Below are 13218 nucleotides of genomic sequence, written 5' to 3'. Positions count from 1 at the left end.
TCAGCTTACGCTGTAGTCGCTGGGGTACCAGGACTCGAACCTAGAATGGCGGTACCAGAAACCGCTGTGTTGCCAATTACACCATACCCCAATAAGTACTTCTCACCCGCTCGCGCTGCGCTGAAAAGTGCCGAGAAGAAGAGTATCAAACCCCTCGGCTGAACCCACAATCGCCAGTTCAGAGGCCCTTTTTCAGGCGATGTCCGCGCGTGCGGCCCGAAGCCTGGCGAGGGTCCGGTCGCGCCCGAGCAGATCGAGGGATTCGAACAGCGGCGGACTGATGTGCGACCCCGTCACCGCGACACGCACCGGACCGAAGGCCTTCCTCGGCTTGAGTTCGAGCTTGTCCACCAGAGCGTCCTTGAGGGCGCTCTCTATGCCCTCAGTGGCCCATTCATCGACTGCCGACAGTGCCTCGATGGTCGCGTCCAGTACCGGCCCCGCATCCGCTCCGAGGTTCTTCCGCGCGGCAGCCTCGTCGATGGTGAAATCGGCATCGTCGACATAGAGGAACGCGATGAGTCCCCACGCGTCGCCGAGAACTTGGATTCGGGTCTGCACCAGATCCGCGATCACCGCGAACTGGGTGTCGTCGATGGGCTCACTCAGTTGCCCGGCGTTGATCAGAAATGCTCGCAGGCGACCGGCGAAGTCTTCTGGCGTGAGCCTGCGCAGATGCTCTGCGTTGATCGCGTCTGCCTTCTTCTGATCGAAGCGTGCCGGGTTCGAATTGACCTGACGAACGTCGAAGGCGGCGGTCATCTCGTCGAGGCTGAAGATGTCGTGGTCGTCGGCAATCCCCCAGCCGAGCAGCGCCAGGTAGTTCAGCAACCCCTCCGGGATGAACCCGCGATCGCGATGATGGAACAGGTTCGACTGCGGATCTCGCTTGGACAGCTTCTTGTTGCCCTCCCCCATCACGAACGGGAGGTGGCCGAATTGCGGTGTCCCCTTGGCGATCCCGATACGGGTGAGAGCCTCGTAGAGGGCGATCTGGCGTGGGGTCGAGGAGAGCAGGTCTTCACCGCGCAGCACGTGGGTGATGTCCATCAGGGCGTCGTCGACGGGATTGACCAACGTGTACAACGGATCCCCGTTGCCGCGGGTGAGCGCGAAGTCGGGCACGGTGCCCGCCTTGATGGTGGTTGTTCCGCGCACGAGATCATCCCACTCGATGTCGTGATCGGGCATCCGGAGCCGCACGACGGCGGGCCTGCCCTCGTCGCGATACGCCTGCTTCTGATCGGCCGTCAGTTCCCGATCGAAGTTGTCGTAACCCAGTTTCGGGTTGCGGCCCGCGGCGAGGTGGCGGGCCTCGACCTCCTCTGCGGTCGAAAACGCCTCGTATGCCTCACCGGCGTCGAGGAGCTTTGCAACGACCTCGAGGTGCTGCGGCCTGCGCAGCGACTGCCGGTACGGCTCGTAGGGGCCACCCACCTCGGGCCCCTCGTCCCAGTCCAGACCGAGCCAGCGCAGAGCGTCCAGAATCGCTTGGTACGACTCCTCGCTGTCGCGGGCGGCGTCGGTGTCCTCGATGCGGAAGACAAACGTGCCGCCGGTGTGCCTTGCATGCGCGAAGTTGAACAGCGCGGTGCGCACCAGCCCGACATGCGGGGTGCCGGTCGGGGACGGACAGAAACGAACGCGGACCTGCGAATCACTCATGATGCCCAGGCTATCGCCCGCGGCCCGGCGCTTCACCGACCGGGCACACTCACCCCACGTTCGCCCGGAGGAAGTCGATGAGCAACGCATTGACCTCGTCCGGTTGTTCCAAGTAGCCGTAATGCCCGGCCTCGGCGACTTCCCGGTACGTCGCACCGGGTATCGCGTCGGCGACCTCTTTCGCGAGGTGCGGCGGCAGCGTCCGATCGTCGGCGAAACCGATCACCAGCGCCGGCCGGGTGATCCCGGCGTACGCGGCGGTCCGGTTCGCCTCGCCCTCGTGCAGCTGGAGTTGGGCCCGCACGCCGGCGGTGACCTCCTGGCCGGAGAACTCGATGACGTCGAGCCAGTCGCGCACTTTCGTGTCGTCGTCGAGCGTGTGCCGGGACAGATTGAGATGCGCGGTGATCGCGGCGTGATAGCGCGGCGGCAGTGTGATCTTCTGGTCGTACAGTTCGCGCTCCCCGATGGAGATCGACTCCTGTAGCGGACCGCTGCGCGCGTACGTCGCGATCATCGCGACACACTTCACGACATCGGGCCGGGCGAGCGCGAGCTCCTGAGTGATCTTGGCGCCCAGAGACGTTCCGATCACCGCCGCAGGCCCCGCATCGAGATGCTCGATGAGCGCCGCGGTGTCGGCGACCATGTCGGCGATGGTGAATCCGCCGGGGCACTCACTCGACGGCGCGATACCCCGGTTGTCGAACGTGACGACCCGATACCCGGCCTTGACCAGAGCCGGTTGCTGGTTGGCCTTCCATACGCGACCAGGACTTCCGGTGCCCATCACCATGACCACGAGCGGTCCTTCGCCGGAGTCCTCGTAGCTGATCGTAATACCGTTGACCTGAGCGGTTTTGGGTTGCTGACGCACTCCTCTACCCCCTATCGGCGACCGGGTTGGTGAGCGTTCCGATACCTTCGATCGTCACGCTGACCTTCTGACCGGCGTTCATCGGTCCGATACCTTCCGGGGTCCCCGTGAGGATCACGTCGCCGGGCAAGAGTGTCATGACCGCACTGATCCATTCCACGATCTCACCGACGTCGTGCAGCAGCAGGCTCGTACGGCTCCGCTGCTTCACTTCACCGTCGAGCTCGGTGCGGATCTCCAGATCGCTGGGGTCGAGCTCGGTTTCGATCCACGGGCCCAGCGGGCAGAAGGTGTCGTGCCCCTTGCCGCGCGTCCACTGACCGTCGGCTTTCTGCTGATCGCGCGCGGTGACGTCGTTGCCGACCGTGTACCCGAGGATCACGTCCTTGGCCGCCGAAGCCTTCACGTCGCGGCACGGCCTGCCGATCACGATCGCCAATTCGCCCTCGTAATCGACGCGATCGGACGATTTCGGACGCAGGATGGGTACCTGCGGTCCGATGATCGAGGTGTTCGGCTTGATGAAGATCACCGGGTTCTCCGGCGCCTCGCCACCCATCTCCGCAGCATGGGCCGCGTAGTTCTTACCGATACAGATCACCTTGCTGGCGAGAATCGGGGCCAGCAACCGGGTGTCGGCGAGCGGCCAACTCCGCCCGGTGAAGGTGGGTGTACCGAAGGGATGTTCGGCGATTTCGCGTGCCGTCTCGGCACCGTCCTCACCTTCGATACTGACAAACGCGACCCCGTCGGGGCTGGCAATTCGACCTAGACGCATGATCGCCACACTATCGCACCAGCGGTGTCTCAACCTGCGGGAGGCCGGTTGGGACAGGCACGCTCATTGTTTTAGTATGTGGTCATATTGTTTCATATTTTGAGATACGAGGAGGTTTGCATCATGCCCACCGATACCCGACGCTGGGTGATGCTCACAGCCTCCCTCCTCGGCGCGATGGCGACCACCTGCGTTGTCAGCGGAGTCGCATTTCTGATCCCGGAACTGCACAGGACCGAGGGGCTGTCGCTGGCTCAGGCATCCACTCTGGCAGCGGTACCCATGGTCGGACTACTGCTGTCGACGATCGCGTGGGGATTCGCGCTGGACCGTTTCGGTGAACGCCGAATCCTGTTGTTGTCGCTGACCCTGACGGTGGCCGCGACCGGATCGGCATGCCTGGCAGACGCACTCGACGCGTCGGAGTTCGTCCTGGGCGCCCTGCTGCTCGTCGCGGGCATCACCTCCGCAGCCACCAACGGCGCCGGGGGCAGGATCGTGGTCGGCTGGTTCCCGCCCGAGCGTCGCGGGACGGCAATGGGCGTACGGCAAATGGCGCAACCGCTGGGTATCGGAGTCTGCGCTCTCACCATGCCCGTTCTCGCCGAAAAATACAGTGTAACAGCGGGTTTGGCTGTGCCCTTTGTCGTGACGATCCTCGCCACGATCTTTGTCACCGCGGTGATCATCGACCCGCCCCGCGAGAAGATGGCCGACGGATCGGCGATCACGTCACCGAACCCCTACCGGGGAAGCACCTTCTTGCCGCGCGTGCACGGGGTGAGCATCCTGCTGTCGATCCCCCAGTCGATGCTCTGGACGTTCGTTCCGGCGTGGCTGATCGTGCAGCACGAGTGGTCGGCGCTGACCGCCGGTGTCCTGGTCACGATCAGCCAGGTGCTCGGCGCGTTCGGTCGCATCGCGGCAGGCCGATGGTCGGACTCCTGGGGCTCTCGGACCAAGCCCATCCGCCTGATCGCGATCGGCGCAACGGCATCCGTCGGACTCTTGGCGTTCACCGATTGGCTCGACAGCCCGACCGCGGCCCTCGTCATGGTCGTGGCAAGCGTGATCACGGTGGCAGACAACGGGTTGGCGTTCACGGCCATCGCCGAGTTCGCCGGCCCCCAATGGAGTGGCCGTGGCCTGGCGATACAGAACACCGGGCAGTACCTCTGGATGGCGGCGTCCACCCCGGTCTTCGGGTTGGCGATCGGCGCGTTCGGCTATCCGGCGGCGTTCCTGCTCTCCGCCGCCGCGCCCGCGGTCGCGGTCGGTCTGGTACCGGCAGACGAAGAACGCAAGACCGCGGTCACCGTGTCCTGAGCGACCGAACTCAGGTCGAGCTCCGTCTCCCAAAAATTCGCGCCACCTGCATGCGGACGCGCCAGCTGCAACTGGCGCGAACGCACGGAGGTGGCGCGAATTCGTGAAGTGGGGTTCAGCCGAGTGCGGCGCGGATCCTGGTGCCGACCTCGGTCGTGGTCACCGGGGTGTCACCGCGACCTGCCAGGTCGGCGGACACGGCCTGGTCGATCCGTTCTGCCTCGGCGTCGTGGCCGAGATGACGCAGGAGCAGCGCGACCGACAGTATTGCTGCAGTCGGATCGGCTTTGCCCTGCCCGGCGATGTCCGGTGCGCTGCCGTGGACCGGCTCGAACATCGACGGATTGGTGCCGGTGGCGTCGATGTTGCCTGATGCCGCCAGGCCGATGCCGCCGCTGACCGCACCCGCGATGTCGGTGATGATGTCGCCGAACAGGTTGTCGGTGACGATCACGTCGTAGCGGCCCGGATCGGTGACCATGTAGATGGTGGCCGCGTCTATGTGGTTGTACGCCACGGTGACATCTTCGAACTCGACCGCGACCTCATCGACAGTCCGCTTCCACATCGAGCCGGCGAACGTGAGCACGTTGGTCTTGTGGATCAGCGTCAAATGCTTGCGACGACTCTGTGCACGCGCGAAGGCGTCCCGGACAACCCGTTCGACACCGAACCGGGTGTTGACGCTGACCTCGGTGGCGATCTCGTGCGGCGTACCGACACGAATGGCGCCACCGTTGCCGGTGTACGGGCCTTCGGTGCCCTCGCGGACCACGACGAAGTCGATCTCGGGATTGCCTGCCAGCGGTGACGCGACCCCCGGGAAGAGCTTGCTCGGACGCAGATTCACATGGTGATCGAGGGCGAACCGCATCTTCAGCAGCAGCCCGCGCTCGAGAATGCCCGGCGTGACCGACGGATCGCCGATGGCACCCAGCAGAATTGCGTCGTGGCCGCGGATGGCATCGAGATCGTCGTCGGTCAAGAGATCGCCCGTGCGGTGGTAACGCTGTGCGCCCAAGTCGAACTCGGTGGTCTCGACGCCGGGCAGCACCAGATCCAGGACTGACAACGCCTCGTCGATGACCTCGGGGCCGATGCCGTCGCCCTTGATGACAGCGAGTTTCATGACAGGTCGACCTGTTCGATCAGGGTGGCGTCGACGGCCTCGCCGATGGCCGTGATGACGGCATCCGGGATCTGCTGACTCACGCGCAACAGGATGGTGGCGCCTTCGCCCTCGGCATCCTGAGACAAACCGGCGGCCTGGATGTCGATCCCGGCGTTGCCGAGCAGGGTGCCGATCTTACCGAGCGAGCCGGGCTGATCGCCGTAGGAGACGACGAGGTTGAGGCCCTCGGCTCGCAGGTCGAAGTTGCGGCTGTTGATGTTGACGATCTTCTGGACCTCAGCGGGGCCGGACAGGGTGCCCGCCACATTGAGGACCGTGCCGTCGCCGAACACTGCTCGCAGATCCACGAGGTTGCGGTGGTTCGGGCTCTCCGAGGCGGTGGTCACCTCGGAGGTGACACCACGCTCGGCAGCCAGCGACGGCGCGTTGACGAAGGTGACCGGCTCTTCGATGACCGCAGAGAACAGACCTCGCAGCGCGGAGAGGCCCAGGACGTCGACGCTCTTGACGGCGATCTCACCGCGGACGTCGACGGTGAGGTTGGCCGGCACCTGACCGGACAGGGCACCGACGAGTACACCGAGCTTGCGGACGAGTTCGAGCCACGGCGCGACCTCGTCGTCCACGGTGCCACCGGTGATGTTTACGGCGTCGGGGACGAAGTGGCCCGCCAGCGCCAGCCGCACGCTCTTTGCGACATCGGTGCCCGCGCGGTCCTGCGCCTCGGACGTCGATGCGCCCAGGTGCGGGGTCACCACGACCTGCGGGAGTTCGAACAGCGGCGAATCGGTGCACGGCTCGGTTGCGTAGACGTCGAGGCCTGCGCCGAAGACGTGTCCGGAGTTGATGGCGTCGGCAAGGGCCTGCTCGTCGATCAGTCCACCGCGCGCAGCGTTGACGACGATGACGCCCTTCTTCGTGCGCGCCAGCTCGTCTGCACCGATCAGACCCAGCGTCTCCGGGGTCTTGGGCAGGTGCACCGAGAACATGTCAGCGCGTTCGAGCAGTTCGTCGAGCGTCACCAGCTCGATGCCGAGCTGCGCGGCGCGCGCCGGGGACACGTAGGGGTCGTAGGCGATGATGTTGGTCTCGAACGCGGCCAGACGCTGCGCGAACAGCTGGCCGATACGGCCGAGGCCGACCACGCCGACGGTCTTGCCGAAGATCTCGACGCCGTTGAACTTCGAACGCTTCCAGGTGTGCTCGCGCAAGGTGGCGTCGGCGGCGGGGATCTGACGCGCCGCGGACAGCAGCAGGCTCACCGCATGCTCGGCGGCCGTATGGATGTTCGACGTCGGGGCGTTGACGACCATGACGCCACGCTCGGTCGCGGCCGGGACGTCGACGTTGTCGAGACCGACACCCGCGCGGGCGATGATCTTGAGGTTCGGTCCGGCCGCGAGGACCTCCGCATCGACCTGCGTTGCGGAACGCACCAGGATGGCGTCGGCGTCCTTCACTGCTTCCAGCAACTTGGGCCGGTCGGGCCCGTCGACCCACCGCACCTCGACATCCTCACCGAGGGCGGCAACGGTGGACTGTGCCAGTTTGTCGGCGATCAAGACGATTGGGCGGCCGGTGGGGCTCACGGTTTTTCTCCTGCGGTCAGGCAATGTCCGGCGCATTACGCCGGACTCACGATGGTGGCAACTCCAGCGATCAGCTTAGTGGCCGCCTGTGGTGCGTTCGCCCCCGGCCTCATGCTCGCCGACCCGCGCGGACCTGCGCCGATGCCGCATAACGATTCGCTCAGAGGTAAACCGACCGTGTGTGACATGCATTACCGTTATATTGCAACCGGGCCGGGGGACGGAACGCAGCGCAGTTCGACCGTAATTGCCGCGATCCGCGAGGACGCCCGTAGACGAATGGGGATCGAATGCTCAGGAAACTGCTCGCTCTGTGCGCGGCACTCGCGACTGCTTTGCTCCTGCTGAGCGGGGTGAGCACCGCAAACGCGGCTCCATCGAAGGTGGCGCTGGGCGGCGGATCGGGAATCCTCGTCCTCAGAGGCGGCAACAGTGCGTCGGCGTGCACGTTGACGACCATCGGCTACGACAACAAGGGCGGGCTGTACGGCCTGACGGCAGCGCACTGCGGCGAGGGCGGACAGCGCGTCGCCTCCGAACAGCAACAGAACCGCGGTGTGCTCGGTCGCATCACCTTCTCCAATCACAAACTCGATTACGCGATCATCTCGTTCGATCAAGACAAGGTTGTGCCCACCCGAACAGTCGGCGGTGTGACCATCCGCGGGGTACAGACCACTCCCCCGAACTTCGGCACCATTGCGTGCAAGGAAGGCCGGACCACCGGCAACACCTGTGGGGTCACGTGGTTTTCCAACGGCGCCGAGCACATCAGCCAGATCTGCGTCACCGAGGGAGACTCCGGAAGCCCGGTCGTCGTCGGCGACAGACTCATCGGCATGGTCAACGCGTACTACTTCGTCGGATGTATCGGCCCCGAGACCGGCACCAACATCAACCCGATCTTGATGGACCTGCCCAAACGCGGCGTCGACGGCTTCCGCGTCTACTGATCGGTATTCGCCGGCCCGGACAACCGGCGAGCTGCGGCGACCTCGGTTACGGTCATCACACCCCCCGCGCCGTCGGGGGCTCGGCGTCGGGAATCGAGCAGACCAATGGTTCGCAGGGCGGTAGTGGCAATGATCGGCGCGCTCGCCGTGTTGAGCGGTTCCGCGATCGCCCCGGCCACCGCGATCCCCTCGCAGGCGAAGGCACCACTCGGCGGCGGCACCGGAATCGTGATCGAGCAGTGGGACGGCACGGCAGCCATCTGCACGCTGACCACCATCGGCCATGATCAGGACGGCAATCTGATCGGTCTCACCGCCGGCCACTGCGGGGACCCGGGGCAATCGGTCCTCTCGGAACTGTGGCCACTGAAGCACCCACTCGGCGTCATCGCGGAAGTCGACACCGACCTCGACTACGCGCTGATCCGTTTCGATGAACGCCGCGTCGAACCCCTTCGGACAGTGGGCCGGGTGACCATCGACTCGGTTCAGATGGCGCCGCCGCAATTCCCCGACATCGCCTGCAAGGACGGCCGGACCACCGGACACACCTGCGGCGTCGTCTGGATCTCCGGCCACGAGGTCCACATATCGCAGATGTGCGTCATCGAAGGTGACTCGGGTGCTCCGGTGGTTCTCGGCGACCGACTCGTCGGGATGGTCAATGCGTACTTCGAGGTCGCCTGTGCAGGCCCGGAAAAGGGCACCAACATCGGCCCGATCATGAAGGATTTGAAAGCCCGAGGTGTCACGGGCTTCACGCTGGCCTGAATTGGCACCGCGCGGGAGGGCTTGAGAACTGACACCGCCCGCGTGCGGCCCGCGTGCTCTGGGGCTTTATGTGTTCGTCTCACCAGCTGTGTTTTTTCGCTCCGCTTCGCTACGCGGGTGTGCGGCCCACTCTCGCGTGCTCTTCCTACGTCGACTCAGTCGCTGCGCTCCCTCGCTCCTCCGTCCAGAGCACGCGGGGCCACACACGGGCGGTGCCAGTTTCAAACAAAACCCCCGGTGTCATTTCGAAAACAAAACAGCCCCGGGCAAACTTGCCCGGGGCTGTTTTGAAAGCTACTGCAGATCAGGCAGTTTCGGTGATCGGGCGATCGACCCAGCTCATCAGATCACGCAGCTTCTGGCCGGTGACCTCGATGGGATGCTCGGCGTTCTGCTTGCGCAGGCCTTCGAGCTCCTTGTTGCCGCCTTCGACGTTGGCGACGAGGCGCTTGACGAAGGTGCCGTCCTGGATGTCCTTGAGGATGCCCTGCATGCGCTCTTTGGTGCCCGAGTCGATCACGCGAGGTCCGGAGACGTAGCCACCGAACTCGGCGGTGTCGGAGACCGAGTAGTTCATGCGGGCGATGCCGCCTTCGTACATGAGGTCCACGATGAGCTTGAGCTCGTGCAGCACCTCGAAGTACGCCATCTCGGGTGCGTAGCCGGCTTCGACCATGACCTCGAAGCCGATCTTGACGAGCTCTTCGGTGCCGCCGCAGAGCACGGCCTGCTCGCCGAAGAGGTCGGTCTCGGTCTCTTCCTTGAAGGTGGTCTTGATGACGCCCGCGCGGGCTCCACCGATGGCGGCCGCGTAGCTCAGTGCCAGCGCCTCGCCGTTGCCCTTCGGGTCCTGATCGACCGCGATGAGGCAGGGCACACCCTTGCCGTCGACGTACTGACGACGCACGAGGTGTCCGGGGCCCTTGGGGGCGACCATTCCGACGGTGATGTTGTCGGCCGGCTCGATGAGGTCGAAGTGGATGTTCAGGCCATGGCCGAAGAACAGCGCGTCGCCGTCGTTGAGGTTGGGCTCGATCTCGTCTTTGAAGATCTTCGCCTGCGAGGTGTCCGGGGCGAGCACCATGATGACGTCGGCCCAGGCGGCGGCCTCGGACGCGGTCAGAACCTTGAGGCCCTGCTCCTCGGCCTTGGCGCGCGATGCGCTGCCCTCGCGCAGACCGATCACGACCTCGACACCCGAATCACGCAGGCTCAACGAGTGTGCGTGTCCCTGGCTGCCGTATCCGATGACCGCAACCTTGCGGCCCTGGATGATCGACAGGTCGGCATCGTCGTCGTAGAACATCTCGACTGCCACTTGACTTCCCTTCTTCGGTGAATCTCCCGGCCCTCTTTGGCCAGGGATCAGTACTTGGTTTCGATATCTAGCGCGTTGCCGACATGCTCTTCGGTCCGCGGCCCAGGGCGACGATGCCCGACTGGGCGATCTCCCGGATGCCGTACGGATCGAGCATCTTCAGCAGCGCCTCGAGCTTGTCCGGGGTGCCGGTCGCCTCGACGGTGATCGATTCGGGCGACACGTCGATAACTTTCGCACGGAACAGGTTGACGACCTCGATCACCTCTCCGCGCGCTGATGCGTCGGACCGCACCTTGATCATCATCAGTTCGCGAGCGACCGAGGTCTCCGGATCCTGCTCGACGATCTTGATCACGTTGATCAGCTTGTTGAGCTGCTTGGTGACCTGCTCCAGCGGGAAGTCCTCGACCGAGACCATGATGGTCATCCGAGAGACGCCCTTAAGCTCGGTGGCGCCGACGGCGAGCGACTCGATGTTGAAGCCGCGACGAGAGAACAGCGAGGACACGCGGGCGAGGACACCCGGGCGGTCCTCCACGAGCACGCTCAGGGTGTGATGGGTGACGGTCACTGCTGCTCGCCTTTCTCGTCGGACTCGCGCTGCGAACCGACCTGTTCGACCCCACCGACACTGCGGGTCATGGTCTGGTGGATCTCGTCCGGATGAGTGGAAGCGGCCTCGTCGTCATCGAACAGCGGCCGGATTCCACGGGCTGCCATGATCTCGTCGTTGCCAGTTCCTGCGGCGACCATCGGCCACACCTGTGCGTCGGCGCCGACGACGAAGTCGATGACGACCGGACGATCGTTGATGGCCCGCGCTTCTGCGAGCACAGCATCGACGTCTTCCTCACGCTCACAACGCAATCCGACGCAGCCCAGCGCTTCGGCCAGCTTCAGGAAGTCCGGGATCCGCACCGACGTCTCTGTGTTGTGGGTCGAGAGGTTGGTGTTGGAGTACCGCTCTTCGTAAAAGAGGGTCTGCCACTGCCGGACCATGCCCAGGTTGCCGTTGTTGATGACGGCGACCTTGATGGGGATGCCCTCGATGGCACAGGTGGCCAATTCCTGATTGGTCATCTGGAAACAGCCGTCGCCGTCGATGGCCCACACCTCGGCGTCGGGCATGCCCTGCTTGGCGCCCATCGCTGCGGGCACCGCGTACCCCATCGTGCCCAGACCACCCGAATTGAGCCAGGTTCGTGGCTTCTCGTACGAGATGAACTGCGCTGCCCACATCTGGTGCTGTCCGACACCCGAACAATAGATCGCGTCGGGTCCGGCGGTCTTGCCGATCGCCGAGATGACGAACTCCGGCGACATCGATCCGTCGGCCGGACGGTCGTAACTCAGCGGGTAGGTCCGCTGGATACCGTCGAGGTACGACCACCAGGTGCTCAGGTCGGGCGCCGCGGTGGTGGTGGCGCGCTCGTCGCGCACTGCCTCGATCAGTTCCGAGATCACCGCACCGCAGTCGCCCACGATGGGCACATCCGCATGCCGGTTCTTACCGATCTCAGCAGGATCGATGTCCGCGTGGATCACCTTGGCGTCCGGGGCGAACGAGTCGAGCATGCCGGTGACACGGTCGTCGAAGCGAGCGCCGAGGGTGATCAGCAGATCGCTGCGTTGTAGCGCCGCCACTGCGGCGACGGTGCCGTGCATTCCTGGCATTCCCAGATGTTGCTTGTGGCTGTCCGGGAAAGCGCCGCGGGCCATGAGGGTGGTGACCACGGGGACGCCTGTCAGTTCTGCGAGTTCGAGAAGTTGTTCGGAGGCATTGGCCTTGATGACCCCGCCGCCGACGTACAGCACCGGTGAGGTGGCTGCCGCGATCAGCCGCGCCGCCTCCCGAACCTGCTTGCCGTGCGGTTTGGTGACGGGCCGGTAGCCCGGGAGGTCGAGCTGCGGCGGCCACGAGAACGTGGTCTGCGCCTGCAGCACGTCCTTGGGGATGTCCACCAAAACCGCTCCGGGACGACCACTTTCGGCGATGTAGAAAGCTTCTGCCATCACCTTGGCGATCTCGGCGCCGCTGTTGACGAGAAAGTTGTGCTTGGTGACCGGCATGGTGATGCCGGAGATGTCGGCCTCCTGGAAGGCGTCGGTCCCGATGAGCGACCGGCCCACCTGGCCGGTGATCGCGACGACGGGAACCGAATCCATCTGGGCATCCGCGAGCGGGGTCACCAGGTTGGTGGCGCCGGGACCCGAGGTCGCGATGCACACTCCGACACGACCGGTCGCCTGGGCGTATCCGGTGGCCGCGTGGCCTGCGCCCTGCTCGTGGCGGACGAGGATGTGGCGAACCTGTTCGGAGTCGAGGAGCGGATCGTAGACCGGGAGCACCGCGCCGCCGGGAATACCGAACACAGAGGTGACGCCGAGCTCCTCGAGGGCGCGCACTACCGCCTTCGCGCCGCTGACACGTTCCGGCGCCACCGTGCGCCGGGTTGCGGCCGCGGCCGCCGTTACTGGCGAGCCGTTACCTGACTGGCGCCGCGGCGCTGCGGGCCCTTTGGCCTGCTGCGATCCCGGACCGCCTGGGTGCGACCCCGGCTGGGTGCGTGCTGCTGGTGCGCTCACTGCACTTCCCTCTGCTCTGACGCCGCGGCCTGGGGCCGCGCACGTCGGTGGACAACAAAAAACCCCCGACAGCAGGTGCTGTGCGAGGGTGGCGCGTCGATGCTTTGTGAGTACTCGTTGTACTCGGTCAGGCGTTGACGCGCCGGCCGAGTACGAGAATCTGTTTTTGCATCACAGTGAGTCAGGCTAGGACTGTGTGCTGCAGTGAGTCAAACTTGAC

11 protein-coding genes and 1 tRNA gene are annotated in these 13218 nt (G+C 65.0%); 3 read left to right on the top strand and 9 right to left on the bottom strand.

Features of this window, described 5'->3' with window-relative positions; translation table 11 throughout:
- Window positions 1-19: 19 nt before the first annotated feature.
- The 4 genes from BH683_RS12905 to BH683_RS12890 form a co-directional block, all read right to left on the bottom strand.
- Window positions 20-91, bottom strand: a tRNA-Gln gene (locus BH683_RS12905).
- A 101-nt stretch (window positions 92-192) separates the two neighbouring features.
- Entirely contained in the window at window positions 193-1665 is a 1473-nt protein-coding gene (gltX, locus tag BH683_RS12900) for a glutamate--tRNA ligase (protein ID WP_084836662.1), read from the bottom strand.
- Window positions 1666-1714: 49 nt separating this feature from the next.
- A complete protein-coding gene (locus tag BH683_RS12895; protein WP_084836661.1) occupies window positions 1715-2542 on the bottom strand; it encodes an alpha/beta hydrolase in 828 nt (275 codons plus the stop codon).
- Window positions 2543-2546: 4 nt separating this feature from the next.
- Window positions 2547-3320 carry a fumarylacetoacetate hydrolase family protein gene (locus tag BH683_RS12890; RefSeq protein ID WP_084836785.1) on the bottom strand — a complete coding sequence of 258 codons (774 nt, stop codon included), beginning with the start codon at window positions 3318-3320 and terminating at the stop codon, window positions 2547-2549.
- A gap of 123 nt (window positions 3321-3443) precedes the next feature.
- Between BH683_RS12890 and BH683_RS12885 the strand changes: the two genes are divergently transcribed.
- The gene (locus BH683_RS12885) at window positions 3444-4646 is read left to right on the top strand and encodes an MFS transporter (protein ID WP_084836660.1); all 1203 of its coding nucleotides are present in this window, start codon (window positions 3444-3446) and stop codon (window positions 4644-4646) included.
- A 115-nt stretch (window positions 4647-4761) separates the two neighbouring features.
- On the opposite strand, the gene BH683_RS12880 is transcribed toward BH683_RS12885, so the two are convergent.
- Together BH683_RS12880 and serA are read right to left on the bottom strand one after the other, a co-directional pair.
- A complete protein-coding gene (locus BH683_RS12880) occupies window positions 4762-5775 on the bottom strand; it encodes a 3-isopropylmalate dehydrogenase (RefSeq protein WP_084836659.1) in 1014 nt (337 codons plus the stop codon).
- Window positions 5772-7367 carry a phosphoglycerate dehydrogenase gene (gene serA, locus BH683_RS12875; protein WP_084836658.1) on the bottom strand — a complete coding sequence of 532 codons (1596 nt, stop codon included), beginning with the start codon at window positions 7365-7367 and terminating at the stop codon, window positions 5772-5774. Before serA ends, BH683_RS12880 begins: the two co-directional genes overlap by 4 nt.
- A gap of 290 nt (window positions 7368-7657) precedes the next feature.
- On the opposite strand from serA, the gene BH683_RS12870 reads away from it, so the two are divergent.
- Together BH683_RS12870 and BH683_RS12865 are read left to right on the top strand one after the other, a co-directional pair.
- A complete protein-coding gene (locus tag BH683_RS12870) occupies window positions 7658-8320 on the top strand; it encodes a peptidase S1 family protein (RefSeq protein WP_084836657.1) in 663 nt (220 codons plus the stop codon).
- Between the two features lie 129 nt (window positions 8321-8449).
- Window positions 8450-9091 (top strand): peptidase S1 family protein, encoded by a 642-nt coding sequence (locus BH683_RS12865; RefSeq protein ID WP_094647451.1) that lies wholly within the window; start codon window positions 8450-8452, stop codon window positions 9089-9091.
- A 304-nt stretch (window positions 9092-9395) separates the two neighbouring features.
- Here BH683_RS12865 and ilvC read toward each other — a convergent pair whose 3' ends face one another.
- From ilvC to BH683_RS12850, 3 genes are all read right to left on the bottom strand, one after another.
- The gene (gene ilvC / locus BH683_RS12860; protein WP_030172040.1) at window positions 9396-10397 is read right to left on the bottom strand and encodes a ketol-acid reductoisomerase; all 1002 of its coding nucleotides are present in this window, start codon (window positions 10395-10397) and stop codon (window positions 9396-9398) included.
- A gap of 79 nt (window positions 10398-10476) precedes the next feature.
- Entirely contained in the window at window positions 10477-10983 is a 507-nt protein-coding gene (gene ilvN, locus BH683_RS12855) for an acetolactate synthase small subunit (RefSeq protein WP_084836655.1), read from the bottom strand.
- Window positions 10980-12998, bottom strand: coding sequence for an acetolactate synthase large subunit (locus BH683_RS12850; protein WP_084836654.1), 2019 nt, complete (start codon window positions 12996-12998; stop codon window positions 10980-10982). Before BH683_RS12850 ends, ilvN begins: the two co-directional genes overlap by 4 nt.
- Window positions 12999-13218 lie beyond the last annotated feature (220 nt).

This window comes from Williamsia sp. 1138, from assembly GCF_002095435.2.
In the GTDB taxonomy this organism is placed as follows: Bacteria; Actinomycetota; Actinomycetes; order Mycobacteriales; family Mycobacteriaceae; genus Williamsia.
Note: the sequence above shows the minus strand (reverse complement) of the source record. Positions and strands in the feature narration are given on the sequence as shown.